Origin of the sequence: Streptomyces griseosporeus (assembly GCF_014656055.1) — a bacterium.
GTDB lineage: Bacteria > Actinomycetota > Actinomycetes > Streptomycetales > Streptomycetaceae > Streptomyces > Streptomyces griseosporeus.
In genome coordinates, this window is record NZ_BNBR01000007.1 from 225419 (window position 1) to 238403 (window position 12985).

13 protein-coding genes are annotated in these 12985 nt (G+C 74.9%); 10 read left to right on the forward strand and 3 right to left on the reverse strand.

The window, feature by feature from the left end:
• Positions 1-5: 5 nt before the first annotated feature.
• From IE308_RS30205 to IE308_RS30215, 3 genes are read left to right on the forward strand one after another with little or no spacing between them, the layout of a single operon-like run.
• Positions 6-1412 (forward strand): aldehyde dehydrogenase family protein, encoded by a 1407-nt coding sequence (locus IE308_RS30205; RefSeq protein ID WP_229909257.1) that lies wholly within the window; start codon positions 6-8, stop codon positions 1410-1412.
• Positions 1409-2200 carry a 3-oxoacyl-ACP reductase gene (locus tag IE308_RS30210; protein ID WP_190220348.1) on the forward strand — a complete coding sequence of 264 codons (792 nt, stop codon included), beginning with the start codon at positions 1409-1411 and terminating at the stop codon, positions 2198-2200. Before IE308_RS30205 ends, IE308_RS30210 begins: the two co-directional genes overlap by 4 nt.
• 38 nt (positions 2201-2238) lie before the next feature.
• Complete coding sequence (locus IE308_RS30215) at positions 2239-3204, forward strand: DUF2510 domain-containing protein (protein WP_190220499.1); 966 nt, start codon at positions 2239-2241, stop codon at positions 3202-3204.
• Positions 3205-3211: 7 nt separating this feature from the next.
• Here the strand turns inward: IE308_RS30215 and IE308_RS30220 are convergent, their stop codons facing one another.
• Positions 3212-4414 carry an amino acid deaminase/aldolase gene (locus IE308_RS30220; protein WP_190220349.1) on the reverse strand — a complete coding sequence of 401 codons (1203 nt, stop codon included), beginning with the start codon at positions 4412-4414 and terminating at the stop codon, positions 3212-3214.
• A gap of 1377 nt (positions 4415-5791) precedes the next feature.
• On the opposite strand from IE308_RS30220, the gene IE308_RS30225 reads away from it, so the two are divergent.
• On the forward strand, positions 5792-6742 hold the full coding sequence (locus IE308_RS30225; RefSeq protein WP_229909272.1) for a hypothetical protein: 951 nt from the start codon (positions 5792-5794) through the stop codon (positions 6740-6742).
• Positions 6739-7908: a type VII secretion-associated serine protease mycosin gene (mycP, locus tag IE308_RS30230; protein ID WP_190220350.1), complete on the forward strand. Its 1170-nt coding sequence runs from the start codon at positions 6739-6741 to the stop codon at positions 7906-7908. Before IE308_RS30225 ends, mycP begins: the two co-directional genes overlap by 4 nt.
• A gap of 33 nt (positions 7909-7941) precedes the next feature.
• On the opposite strand, the gene IE308_RS30235 is transcribed toward mycP, so the two are convergent.
• Positions 7942-8853, reverse strand: coding sequence for a serine hydrolase (locus tag IE308_RS30235; RefSeq protein WP_190220351.1), 912 nt, complete (start codon positions 8851-8853; stop codon positions 7942-7944).
• Between the two features lie 121 nt (positions 8854-8974).
• Between IE308_RS30235 and IE308_RS30240 the strand changes: the two genes are divergently transcribed.
• Entirely contained in the window at positions 8975-9706 is a 732-nt protein-coding gene (locus IE308_RS30240) for an SseB family protein (RefSeq protein WP_190220352.1), read from the forward strand.
• A gap of 1 nt (position 9707) precedes the next feature.
• On the opposite strand, the gene IE308_RS30245 is transcribed toward IE308_RS30240, so the two are convergent.
• Complete coding sequence (locus IE308_RS30245; RefSeq protein ID WP_110627014.1) at positions 9708-10070, reverse strand: DUF1844 domain-containing protein; 363 nt, start codon at positions 10068-10070, stop codon at positions 9708-9710.
• A 363-nt stretch (positions 10071-10433) separates the two neighbouring features.
• Here IE308_RS30245 and infC point away from each other — a divergent pair, with 363 nt between their 5' ends.
• The 4 genes from infC (at position 10434) to IE308_RS30265 (ending at position 12978) form a co-directional block, all read left to right on the forward strand.
• A complete protein-coding gene (infC, locus tag IE308_RS30250) occupies positions 10434-11117 on the forward strand; it encodes a translation initiation factor IF-3 (protein ID WP_110627013.1) in 684 nt (227 codons plus the stop codon).
• 136 nt (positions 11118-11253) lie between these two features.
• Positions 11254-11448, forward strand: a complete 195-nt coding sequence (gene rpmI, locus IE308_RS30255; protein WP_004933563.1) for a 50S ribosomal protein L35 — start codon at positions 11254-11256, stop codon at positions 11446-11448.
• A 104-nt stretch (positions 11449-11552) separates the two neighbouring features.
• The gene (rplT, locus tag IE308_RS30260) at positions 11553-11936 is read left to right on the forward strand and encodes a 50S ribosomal protein L20 (protein WP_016642495.1); all 384 of its coding nucleotides are present in this window, start codon (positions 11553-11555) and stop codon (positions 11934-11936) included.
• Between the two features lie 193 nt (positions 11937-12129).
• Positions 12130-12978: a TrmH family RNA methyltransferase gene (locus IE308_RS30265; protein WP_190220353.1), complete on the forward strand. Its 849-nt coding sequence runs from the start codon at positions 12130-12132 to the stop codon at positions 12976-12978.
• Positions 12979-12985 lie beyond the last annotated feature (7 nt).

Below are 12985 nucleotides of genomic sequence, written 5' to 3' on the forward strand. Positions count from 1 at the left end.
CCCCCTTGTCCGACCAGTCCCCCCAGTCCCACCAGCTGCCCCAGCCCGAGCTGCGGGTGCTCAACCCCGCCACCGAGGAAGTCGTCGCCACCGTCCCCGCCGCCGTCCCCGCCGACGTGGACGCCGCCGTCGCCCGCGCCGCCCGGGCCCAGACCCGCTGGGCCGCGCTGCCGCCCGGCGACCGGGCCCGGCTGCTGCGCCGGTTCGCCGCCACCGTCGACGCCCACCTGGAGGAGCTGGCGCTGCTGGAGGTCCGCGAGGCCGGGCACACCATCGGCAACGCCCGCTGGGAGGCGGGCAACGTCCGCGACCTGCTGGACTACGCCGCCGGGGGAGTGGAGCGGCTGACCGGCCGCCAGATCCCGGTGCCCGGCGGGCTCGACGTGACGATCCTCGAACCCCTCGGCGTGGTCGGCGTCATCGCCCCGTGGAACTTCCCCATGCCGATCGCGGCCTGGGGCACGGCCCCCGCGCTGGCCGCCGGCAACGCGGTGATCCTCAAGCCCGCCGAGACCACCCCGCTCACCGCCCTGCGCCTCGCCGAACTCGCCCTCGCCGCCGGACTGCCCGAGGGCATCTTCCAGGTGCTGCCGGGGCACGGGCCGGTCGCGGGCGACGCGCTCGTCGAACACCCCGGCGTCGCCAAGATCGTCTTCACGGGGTCGACGGCCGTGGGCAAGCAGGTGCTGGCCAAGGGGGCGGCACAGCTCAAGCGCGTCACCCTCGAACTCGGCGGCAAGAGCCCCAACCTCGTCTTCGCCGACGCCGACCTGGAGGCCGCCGCGGCCGCCGCCCCCATGTCCTTCCTCGACAACTCCGGCCAGGACTGCTGCGCCCGCACCCGCATCCTCGTCCAGGCCTCGGTGTACGACCGCTTCCTCGCCCTGCTGGCGCCCGCGATCGAGTCCGTCCTCGTGGGCGACCCGGCCGACGAGAGCACCCAGATGGGCCCGCTGATCTCCCGTACCCAGCTCGACCGGGTCCGCTCCTACGTCGACCCGGACGCCCCCGGCATCCGCGGCAAGGCCCCCGAGGGCCCCGGGTTCTGGTTCCCGCCCACCGTCCTCACCGACGTCGACCCCCGCGCGCGCGTGGCCGTCGAGGAGGTCTTCGGCCCGGTCGCCGTCGTCCTGCCCTTCGAGGACGAGGCCGAGGCGGTCCGCCTCGCCAACGCCACCGACTACGGCCTGTCCGGCTCCGTCTGGACCCGCGACGTCGGCCGCGCCCTGCGCGTCTCCCAGGCGGTGCGCGCCGGGAACCTGTCCGTCAACTCCCACTCCAGCGTCCGCTACTGGACCCCGTTCGGCGGCTTCAAGCAGTCCGGCCTCGGCCGGGAACTCGGCCCCGACGCCCTGACCGCCTTCACCGAGACCAAGAACGTCTTCATCAGCACGGAGGGCCCCGCACAGTGACCGAGCAGACCGAACAGAACGTGTGCCGTCGTCTCGTCGGCCGTACCGCCGTCGTCACCGGAGCCGGCAGCGGCATCGGCCTCGCGAGCGCCCGCCGGCTCGCCTCCGAGGGCGCCCACGTCGTCTGCGGCGACGTCGACGAGGCCCGCGGCAAGGCCGCCGCCGAAGAGGTCGGCGGGCTGTTCGTGAAGGTCGACGTCACCGACCCCGAGCAGGTCGAGGCGCTGTTCAAGGCGGCGTACGACACCTACGGCAGCGTCGACATCGCCTTCAACAACGCCGGTATCTCCCCGCCCGACGACGACTCCATCCTGGAGACCGGCCTGGAGGCCTGGAAGCGCGTCCAGGAGGTCAACCTCACCTCCGTCTACCTGTGCTGCAAGGCCGCCCTGCCGTACATGCGGCGCCAGGGCAAGGGCTCCATCATCAACACCGCGTCCTTCGTGGCCCGGATGGGCGCCGCCACCTCCCAGATCTCCTACACCGCCTCCAAGGGCGGCGTCCTCGCCATGTCCCGCGAACTCGGCGTGCAGTTCGCCCGCGAGGGCATCCGCGTCAACGCCCTGTGCCCCGGCCCGGTCAACACCCCGCTGCTGCAGGAGCTGTTCGCCAAGGACCCGGAGCGGGCCGCGCGGCGCCTCGTGCACATCCCGCTCGGCCGGTTCGCCGAGGCCGAGGAGATCGCCGCCGCGGTCGCCTTCCTCGCCAGCGACGACTCCTCGTTCGTCAACGCCACCGACTTCCTCGTCGACGGCGGTATCTCCGGGGCGTACGTCACACCGCTGTAGGGGGGTACGAGGCCGCGGCCTACAGTGCCGGGATGAGCATGACGCCCCCGCCCGGCTGGTACCGCGACCCGTCGGCCCCGCACGTGGAGCGCTGGTGGGACGGCACGGCCTGGACCGACCACCGGCGCGCGCCCCAGGCACCGGTGCCGCCCACGCCCGCGCCGTTCGCCCCGCACCAGGCGGGGCCGGGGCAGCCCGCCGGCCCCCGAGGCGGTTCCGGGCGGGCCAGGGCCGTCGCCCTCACCGTGGCCGGTGCCGTGCTGGCCGGCGCGATCGGCACCGGCGCGTTCCTCCTCGGCCGCGACGACGGCGGCGACGGGGGCACGGGCGGCGGCACCCGGGCGGCCACCGCCCCGGCGACCGGCACCTCCGCGCCGCCCATCACCCCGCCCACCAGCGTGCCCCCGTCGTCCGTACCGCCCCCGGCCGACGACCCGGCCGTCGTCGTGGACCAGCTCAACGGCATCACCCTGCCGCTGCCGGACGGCTGGATCCGCCCGCGGGAGGCCGCCGACCCCGACCTCGTCATGAGCACCGACGGCACCTACGACTGCCCCGGCGACCCCGGCCTGTGCCGCCACGGCCGGGTCTTCTCGCGCACCGCGACCGCGACCGACGCCACCACCCCCAAGGCCCTGGCGGAGAGCGACATCGCGACCGTGGCCGGCGAGGCGTACGACGAGGACCGGCTCGGCCGGCGCCCCTTCGGCGGCCTCGTCTCCCACCGGGTCGTCGGCTCCGGCCAGATCGCCGTCGCGGGCCGGGCCGGCTACTACGTGCGCTGGCGGGTCACCACCGAGAAGGGCCCCGGCGGGTACGTCCAGTCGCTGGCCTTCCCGTCCAGCGTCGGCACCGGCGCGCCGGTCCTCGTCCGGTTGGTCTTCGACGCCGGCCCCGACGGGCCGCCGCTGTCCCTCATGGACCGCATCACCCGCGGCATCCGCCCCGTCGGCGACGCGGACACGGGCGGCGGCGTGGGCAGCAGCATCGGCCCCGGCAGCTGACGCCCGCTCAGAGGAACGTGCGGCCCTCGCCCCGGTAGGTCGGCACGGTGTCCGTCACGGCGTCCCCCGTCACCAGGTGCAGCACGTCGAACCGCTCGCACAGCTCACCGGCCTTGGCGTGCCGGAACCACACCTTGTCGCCGATCAGCAGGTCGTCCGCGGCCGAGCCGAGCAGCGGCGTCTGCACCTCGCCGGGCCCCTCCTGGGGGTCGTACCGCAGACCCTCCGGCAGATACGGCACCGGCAGCCGGTCCCGGCCGGCCGCACCCGAGGCCGGGTAGCCGCCGCCCAGCACCGTCACCACCCCGACCCCCGGCCGCCGTACGACGGGCTGGGCGAAGAGCGCGGCCGGACGGCCGCTGAACGACGTGTAGTTGTCGAACAGACGCGGCACGTACAGCCCGGACCCGGCGGCGATCTCGGTGACCGCGTCCTCCGCGGCGGTGTGCTGCACACTGCCGGTGCCGCCGCCGTTGACGAACTCCAGCTCCGGTACGACGGCCCGGACCGCCCGCACCACCGCCGCGCGCCGCTCGGCCAGTTCACGCCGGGCCGCGGCCTGCATCAGCCGCACCGCGCGCGACCGCAGCGGCCGTCCGGCGATCGCGTCGCCGACCCCGGCGATGTGCCCCTCGTACGCCATGATCCCCACCACCCGGAACCCGGGCCGCCGCGCCACCGCCCGCGCCAGCTCGGCGACCTCGGCGGGGGAGTGCAGCGGGGAGCGCCGGGCACCGACCCGCACCCGGCCGCCGAGCAGCCTCAGCGAGGTGTCCAACTCCAGGCAGACGCGCACCACTTCGCGCCCGTCGCCGCGCGCCGCGTCGATCAGGTCCAGCTGTGCCACGTCGTCGACCATGACCGTGACGGCGGCGGCCAGCTTGGGATCGGCGGCGAGTTCGGCGTAACCGGCCCGGTCGGCGGACGGGTAGGCGAGCAGCACGTCGTCGAAGCCGGAGCGGGCCAGCCACAGCGACTCCGCGAGCGTGAACGACATGATCCCCTGGAAACCGTCCCGGGCGAGGACCCGTTCCAGCAGCGCCCGGCAGCGCACGGACTTGCTCGCGACCCGGATCGGCTTGCCCCCCGCGCGCCGCACCAGATCGTCGGCGTTGGCGTCGAAGGCGTCCAGGTCCACGATCGCGACAGGGGCGTCGAGATGGGCGGTGGCCCGGTCGTAACGGGCCCGGTCGGCGGCGCGCGCAGTCATGGACGAAGCCTGCCACGCCGGATTACCGCAGGGTAGGGGGACGTTCCGGGCAGATGCCCCGGGGGTGCGGACTGGTTCCCGTTCTGTCACCGACAACCCGTAGAGTGACGCGCACGCACGGAGTTCGCGGCTCCGGCCGCTCGCCGTGCCGGGATGCCGCCCACCCGTGCGGGTATGCCTGTCGGGTACGCGCTGGGCGGCCCGCGCACGAGGACGACGGCCCGGGGACCAGGAAACGGGGGGTGCATGAGCACGGAAGCACGCCGCGCCCCGGTCCCCCCGCGCCCGACCGCACCCCCGCCCGGCAGCCCCGACCGAGCCCCCCGTCCGGCACCCGACCAGCCCGACGGCTCCGCCTCCGACAGCGGTACGGCACGTCCGGGCGACTCGCGGCAGGAGGGTTTCCGCGCCGCGGGCGGTACGGCACGGCCCGGGACCCCGGCGGACAGCGCGCTGTCGGAGGGCGCCCGCCCCGCGGACGGCACCGCCGGCGCGCGCGGCGGCCCCGCCGCACCGGCGGACGGCACCTCCCGGACCGGCACGCCCGCGCAGCCCGGCCGGCGCCCCGCCTCCTCCCAGGGCACGGCCGGCACACCCGGGTTCGGCTCCTTCCCCGCGGCGGGCGGTGCCCCCCAGGACCCGCCTCCGCCCCCCGCCTCCGCCCGCTTCCCCGACGCCCCGCCCGCCGCAGGACGGCCCGGGCCGGGCGTCCCTCGGCCCGGTGCCGCGGGGCGCTCCGGTGACCCGGCGCCGCAGCAGGGCGGCGTCCCCCGGCAGCCGCAGAACGGCACCGGCGCCCAGCCGCGCCCCGCGGAGGGCGGCACGCAGCCCGGCCGGTCCACGGAGACCCCGTCGGAGACCACGACCCGCCTGCGCCCCGTCCCGCCCGACCCGCACCCCGCGCGGACAGCACCTCGCTCGACGACGCACCCCGCCGCGCCATCCCCCTCGGCGCCCCACCACGGCACGGGTCCTGCCACCTCGGCCCGCCCGGGGACAGGTTCCGCGACTCCGGCACGCCCCGGCACGGCTCCCTCCAACGCGGCCCGCCCGGGCGCAGGTTCCGCGCCCCCGGCCCGCCCGGGCACGCCTCCCACCGGTTCGGCACACCAGGGCACCGGTCCTGCCACCTCGGCGCGTCCCGGCGCAGGTTCCGCGCCCTCGGCATACCCGGGCGCCTCTCCCGGTACCTCGGCCCGCCCGGGCACCGGCTCTGTGCCCCCGGCACGCCCCGGGACGGCCCCCGGCACCTCTCCCGGTGCCTCGGCCCGCCCGGGCGCCTCTCCCGGTACCTCGGCCCGCCCGGGCACCGGCTCCGCGTCCTCGGCACACCCCGGGACGGCCCCCGCCACCTCGGCCCGCCCGGGCACCGGCTCCGTGCCCTCGGCTCGCCCCGGCCCGGCGCCCGCACACCCCGACGCCCCGTCCGCGCCCTCCGCCGCCGGCCCCTGGGCACCGCTGCCGCACCCCACGGTGCCCGACCCCGCCCTGTCCTGGAGCGCGCCCGGTGCCGGGGTGCGGCCCGTCGTGTCGTTCGCCGAGCCGGAGCGGTTCGACGAGGCCGGGTACCGCGTGCGGCGGCGCCGGCGCGGCGCGGCCGCCGCCGTCTGCCTCGTCCTCGGTCTCGGCCTGATCGGCGGGGCCGTCACCGGCAGCTGGCTCACCGGGGACTCCGGCGACCGGGCCGACGCCGACGCCTTCGCCACCGCGGCCGAGCTGTGGCACAGCGTCCCCGTCGACGAGCTGTTCCCGCCCACCGTGCAGGGCCAGGGCGCCGGCCCCGGCGCCGCCGACCGCACCTGGACCCGGATCGCCGTCGCCCCCGACTCCGGCTGCGCCGGCGCCTTCGACCCGCTGCTGGCCAAGACCCTCGCCCCCGCAGGCTGCGAGCGCCTGCTGCGCGCCACCTACACCGACGCCACCCAGAGCTACGTCACCACCGTCGGCCTCCTCTTCACCGGCGCCGACGCCGACGCCATGCGCACCCTGCGCACCCGCTTCGACAAGGAGGACCTGGCCGACCGCGCCGACCTGATGCCGCGCCCGTACGCGGCGAAGGGCACGGCGGCCGACGGCTTCGGCGACGCCCAGCGTGCCTCCTGGACCGTCTCCGTCCTCACCGACGCCCCCGTCGTCGTCTACGCCGTCTCCGGCTGGGCCGACGGCCGCACCGTCGACACCCCGCAGCCCGCCGAGGAGGCCGCCGAACCCGGCGCCACCACCGCCCCGGCCCAGGCGGGCCTCGGCAACGAGGCGCAGGGCCTGGCCGACCGCATCGAACGCGGCCTGCGCGCCACCGCGAGCAAGCCCACGGAGCAGCCCTCATGAGCAGCCGTACGACCCGCCGGGCCGGCCTCGTCGGCTGCCTCCTCGCCGCCTGCGCCGTCCTCGTCCCCGCCGTCCCCGCGCACGCCGACGGCATACGCGGCGCCCAGTGGGCCCTGGACGCCCTGCACACCCAGCAGGTCTGGCGGACCACGAAGGGCGCGGGCATCACCGTCGCCGTCCTGGACACCGGAATCGAGGCCGACCACCCCGACCTCGCCGGCAACGTCCTCACCGGCGCCGACCTGGTCGGCTTCGGGGCCGGCGAGGGCGACCGCGCCTGGGCGCGGCACGGCACCGCGATGGCGAGCATCATCGCCGGGCACGGCCACGGCGCGGGCGGCGCCGACGGTGTCATGGGCATCGCCCCCGAGGCGAAGATCCTCCCCGTCCGCGTCATCCTGGAGGACGGCGACCCGGCCCGCGGCCGCGCCCGCAAGACCCGCGGCAACGCCCTCGCCGAGGGCATCCGCTGGGCCGCCGACCACGGCGCCGACGTCATCAACCTCTCCCTCGGCGACGACTCCGCGTCCGCCCACCCCGAACCGGCGGAGGACGAGGCCGTCCAGTACGCCCTGAGGAAGGGCTCCGTCGTCGTCGCCTCCGCCGGCAACGGCGGCGAGAAGGGCGACCACATCTCCTACCCGGCCGCCTACCCGGGCGTGATCGCCGCGACCGCCGTCGACAAGTACGGCACCCGCGCCTCGTTCTCCACCCGCCGCTGGTACGCCACCGTCAGCGCGCCCGGGGTCGACGTGATCATCGCCGACCCCGACCACAAGTACTACGAGGGCTGGGGCACCTCCGCCGCCTCCGCCTTCGTCTCCGGCGCCGTCGCGCTCATCAAGGCCGCCCACCCCGGCCTGACCCCGGCGCAGATCAAGAAGCTGCTGGAGGACACCGCCCGCGACGCCCCGGCCGGCGGCCGCGACGACTCGCGCGGATACGGCTTCATCGACCCGGCGGCGGCCATCGAGGCGGCGGGCCGCCTGAAGCCGCAGGGCCTGCGCCCGGCGTCGTACGGCGAGAAGTACTTCGGCACCGGCCCCGACACCGCCGAGCCCGAGGACACCACGGCCGACTGGGCGGGCCCGCTGGCGGGCAGCACCGGCGCGGTACTCCTGGTGGTGGCGGTGGTGCTGTGGCGCGGCCGTAGGTCGACGAGCTGACCCGAGGCCGACGAGCCGAGAGGCACGCGGCGGCTACGACGCCTCGGCACCGCCGAACACGCCCACCGCCGCCTTCGCCACCGTCTCCACCAGCGAGACCCCCGCGGCCTGCGTCCCGTTCCCGTCGGACAGCACCGCCACCACGTACTCCCGCCCCCCGGCCGTCACCCGCCCAACGCTGTTCACGTCCCACAGCCCGGTCGTGCTCCGGGGCAGCCACCCGTTCTTCAGCGCCCACGCCGTGGAGCCGTCCGCCGCGGCGGACACGCCCCACCGCTGCCCCTCGGCGATCCGCCCCATCAGCCCGCGCACATACGCCCGAGAGGCGGCGCTCAGCGCGGAGTCCTCCCCGAACACCTGTGACAGCAGGGTCAGTTGGTCCGCGGCCGTCGTCCGCGTCAGCCCCCACAGCATGCCGTCCCCGCCCACGGTGGCGGTCAGCCCGAGCCGCTCGTTCGCCGCCCGCAGCCCCGGCGCCCGCCCGACGGCCCGCCACAGCGCGGACGCGGACGCGTTGTCGCTCCGCTCGATCATCGCGGTGGCGTACGCCCGCTCCGCGGCGGTGAGCGACCGCCCCGTGTCCTGCGCCCGGAGCAGCAGCGCGGCAAGGATGTCGACCTTGACGATGCTGGCGGTGTCGAAGGAGAGGCCGTCCCGGTACCCGGCGCGCTCCCCGGAGGCGAGGTCCAGCACGGCCACCGACACCCGGGCCCCCTCGGGCACGGCGACGGCCGCGATCGCCTTCTCCAGCAGCGCCTGCCGGTCCACGGTCGCGGGCCGCACCACCGGTTCCACCGACGCCTCCTCCCGCGAGCCCGCCACGGCCCGGATCCCCGAACGGGGCGGGTCCGTCGCGTACGCCGCTCCCACAGCCGTACCCGCCGCCAGCACGGCGAGACACGACAGGGAGGCGAACACGCGGCGACGGGCTCCGGGGGATTCCATGGCCCGCGATGCTGGCCACCCCGGCTGTGCCTTCCCTCAGCCACGCATGAGAGGGCGGTCACCGCTCGCTGAGAAACCCCTGAAAGCGGTCACCGCGCCGCCCCCCGATAGGGTCGGGACCGTGGCGAACAAGAACATTCCCGACCCCGGCTTCTCCGACGACGACGGCTCCGCCGACCCCCGGCTGAGCGCGGCGCTCGCCGCCTGGGCCGAGGACCGCGGCGCGCTCGGGCCCGTCCTGGAGGCGCTCAAGGGCGCCCGGCTGCTGGTCCCCGTGGTGGCCGTGCTCGGCGAGGTCGAGGAGGACGAGAACGGGCTGCGCCGCGAGAAGACCTCCGACATGGCCGTGCCCACGCTCAAGGCCGGACACCGCACCGCGCTGCCCGCCTTCACCTCCACCGACTCGCTCGCCCGCTGGGACCCGGAGGCCCGCCCGGTCGCCGTACCCCTGCACCAGGCGCTGCAGGCCGCGGCCCACGAGAAGGCCGACACGGTCGTCCTCGACCTGGCCGGACCCGTGCCGTTCGAACTGACCGGGCCCGCGCTGCTGGCCCTCGCCGAGGGCCGTACGACGACGGACCCGCTCGCCGACCCGGCCGTGCGGGACGCCGTACGCGCCGCCGTCGCCGCCGAGCCGCGCGTGGTCCGCGCCCACCTCGGCCCGGGACAGGCCGACGGCACGCTCGCCCTGGTCCTCGACCCCGCCGCCGTACCCGCCGAGGCCGCCTGTGCCGTCGCCGAGCGGCTCGCCGCCGACGACACGCTGAGGGCCCGCCTGGTGCGCGGCCTCGACCTGGCAGTCCTGCCGGCCGAGGCGACGCCGCCGGGCGAGCCCCTGTACGTACGCGGATGAGCTACCGCTGGCCGTAGACCGGGCCGGTGTACTTCTCGCCCGGACCCTGGCCCGGCTCGTCCGGGACGAGCGAGGCCTCGCGGAAGGCCAGCTGCAGCGACTTCAGGCCGTCGCGCAGCGGCGCCGCGTGGAAGGAGCTGATCTCGGTCGCGGACGCGTCCAGCAGGCCGGCGAGGGCGTGCACCAGCTTGCGGGCCTCGTCCAGGTCCTTGTACTTGTCGCCCTCCTCGGTCAGGCCGAGCTTCACCGCGGCGGCGCTCATTAGGTTGACGGCGACCGTCACGATCACCTCGACGGCGGGGACCTCGGCGATGTCGCGGGTCATCTCGTCGAAGTCGGGGGACTCAGGAGGGGTCTCACTCATGCCCCACACGATAAGCGGTGCCCGGTCACCACTCCCCGATTAGGGGTTGTCAAGCGATCCTGCTAGTCTGGAGGACGACCGGCCGGACATCTCATGTGTACGGCCCACAAGTGGAGGCTCCGATCTCCCACCTGACCGTCCCCCGGGACGGCGGGTCACCGGTCAGGCGGCCACCATCGTTCCGTACGGACGATGGAGCCGCCCGAAAGCGCCCCGCGGTCTCCGCGGCGGTGCTCCGGATGTATGGAGCCCCGCCTGTGATCGTCCGGGGCATTTTTTCTGTCTCGGCGCGGTTAGGTCTCACAACACAGACATACGCGGCCGTCCGCCAGACCGCCGCGTTGGTGCTACCGAGGAGGATCCATCAGCGCCGAGCCCCGCATCAACGACCGGATTCGCGTTCCTGAGGTGCGACTTGTCGGTCCCAGTGGCGAGCAGGTCGGCATCGTGCCGCTCGCGAAGGCACTGGAGCTTGCTCAGGAGTACGACCTCGACCTGGTTGAGGTCGCGGCGAACGCCCGTCCGCCCGTGTGCAAGCTCATGGACTACGGGAAGTTCAAGTACGAGTCGGCCATGAAGGCCCGTGAGGCGCGCAAGAACCAGGCGCACACGGTCATCAAGGAGATGAAGCTCCGGCCGAAGATCGACCCGCACGACTATGACACCAAGAAGGGTCACGTCGTCCGGTTCCTCAAGCAGGGCGACAAGGTCAAGATCACGATCATGTTCCGTGGTCGCGAGCAGTCCCGGCCCGAGCTGGGCTACCGGCTGCTGCAGCGCCTCGCGGAGGACGTCCAGGACCTCGGGTTCGTCGAGTCGAACCCGAAGCAGGACGGCCGCAACATGATCATGGTCCTCGGTCCGCACAAGAAGAAGACCGAGGCGATGGCCGAGGCCCGCCAGGCGCAGGAGGCCCGCAAGGCCGAGGCGAAGGCGAACCCGGGCAAGTCGCAGAACGCCGCGGACCCGGGCGCTGTGAACGCCACGGCGCACGACGACGAGGCCCCGGCCGAGACGTCGCCTGCCGAGGCTTCCGCCGAAGCGTGACCCCGGGGGCTGACGCCCTGGGGTGACACCCGGGACGTATGTCCCAAGGCAGTAACCGATACAAGAGCGACGCTCCACCGTGCCCGGTTTTCGCGACCGGGCACCGGAGCGCCACCGACGAGGAGAGAACGGCGCTATGCCGAAGAACAAGTCGCACAGCGGTGCCAGCAAGCGCTTCAAGGTCACCGGCTCCGGCAAGGTGCTCCGTGAGCGCGCCGGCAAGCGCCACCTGCTCGAGCACAAGTCGTCCCGAGTGACGCGTCGCCTCACCGGCAACGCCGAGATGGCCCCGGGCGACGCCGCGAAGATCAAGAAGCTTCTCGGCAAGTGACGTACCCGGCGCCCCGCCGGGAGCGCCGTACGTCAGGACCGGGACCCATTCGATTCCGGGCCGTGTGAGTCCACCCACGGCCCCGCTACAAGGAGTTAAACAAAGTGGCACGCGTCAAGCGGGCAGTGAACGCCCACAAGAAGCGCCGGGCGATCCTCGAGCAGGCCTCCGGCTACCGCGGTCAGCGTTCGCGCCTGTACCGCAAGGCCAAGGAGCAGGTCACCCACTCGCTGGTCTACAACTACAACGACCGCAAGAAGCGCAAGGGCGACTTCCGTCAGCTGTGGATCCAGCGCATCAACGCCGCTGCCCGCGCCAACGGCATCACCTACAACCGCTTCATCCAGGGTCTGAAGGCCGCGAACATCGAGGTCGACCGCAAGATCCTGGCCGAGCTGGCGGTCAACGACGCGAACGCCTTCGCGGCGCTCGTCGAGGTGGCGCAGAAGGCGCTGCCGTCGGACGTCAACGCGCCGAAGGCCGCGTGACGCTGCGCCGGCTTTAGCCGACGTTCACCGCAGGACCCGCAGGCTTACAGCTTGCGGGTCCTGTCGTTGGGTCGGCTCTCTCGTCGTTCGGCTGCGGGTTCGTCGTGGCTCGTCGCGCAGTTCCCCGCGCCCCTGGGTCGCCTGGGGCACCGCAGTCCGAGAACCACTGCACATTTCCTGAAGGTGAAGAAGGATGCCTCCCGTCAGCCCCGAGCTGATCTCTCCCCGATCGCCCCGTGTCGTCGCCGCGCGGCGGCTGGCCAAGCGGAACTTCCGGGGGAAGGAGCGGCTGTTCCTCGCGGAGGGGCCGCAGGCCGTGCGGGAGGCGGCCGGGCACGCGGACACCCTCGTCGAGCTGTTCGCCACGCTGGAGGCAGCGGAGCGGTACGCCGACATCATCGGTGAGGCCCGCACCGCCGGCGCCCGTCTCCACCTCGCCTCCGAGCAGGTCATCGCCGACATCTCCACCACCGTCACCCCGCAGGGCCTGGTCGGGGTCTGCCGGTTCCTCGACACACCCTTCGAGGAGATCCTGCGGCGGCGCCCCAAGCTCGTCGCCGTCCTCGCCCACGTCCGCGACCCCGGCAACGCCGGCACCGTGCTGCGCTGCGCCGACGCCGCCGGCGCCGAGGCCGTCGTCCTGACCGACGCCTCCGTCGACCTGTACAACCCCAAGGCCGTGCGCGCCTCCGTCGGCTCCCTGTTCCACCTGCCCGTCGCCGTCGGCGTGCCCGTCGAGCGGGCCGTGGCCGGACTGAAGGACGCCGGGGTGCGGATCCTCGCCGCCGACGGGGCCGGCGACCGCGACCTCGACGACGAGCTGGACAAGGGCACCATGGGCGGGCCCACCGCCTGGGTCTTCGGCAACGAGGCCTGGGGCCTGCCCGAGGAGACCCGCGCCCTCGCCGACGCCGTCGTCCGCGTCCCCATCCACGGCAGGGCCGAGAGCCTGAACCTCGCCACCGCCGCGGCCGTATGTCTCTACGCGTCCGCCCGCGCCCAGCGGGCGGCCGGAGGGTGCCGTACGGCCACCGGCAACTAGTAGGCTG

Excerpts from the sequence above, each read along its gene's own strand:
- IE308_RS30215 (WP_190220499.1), top strand. The coding sequence starts at position 2,239 with ATGACGCCCCCGCCCGGCTGGTACCGCGACCCGTCGGCCCCGCACGTG.
- IE308_RS30220 (WP_190220349.1), bottom strand. The coding sequence starts at position 4,414 with ATGACTGCGCGCGCCGCCGACCGGGCCCGTTACGACCGGGCCACCGCC.
- mycP (WP_190220350.1), top strand. The coding sequence starts at position 6,739 with ATGAGCAGCCGTACGACCCGCCGGGCCGGCCTCGTCGGCTGCCTCCTC.
- IE308_RS30235 (WP_190220351.1), bottom strand. The coding sequence starts at position 8,853 with ATGGAATCCCCCGGAGCCCGTCGCCGCGTGTTCGCCTCCCTGTCGTGT.
- IE308_RS30245 (WP_110627014.1), bottom strand. The coding sequence starts at position 10,070 with ATGAGTGAGACCCCTCCTGAGTCCCCCGACTTCGACGAGATGACCCGC.
- rpmI (WP_004933563.1), top strand. The coding sequence starts at position 11,254 with ATGCCGAAGAACAAGTCGCACAGCGGTGCCAGCAAGCGCTTCAAGGTC.
- IE308_RS30265 (WP_190220353.1), top strand. The coding sequence starts at position 12,130 with ATGCCTCCCGTCAGCCCCGAGCTGATCTCTCCCCGATCGCCCCGTGTC.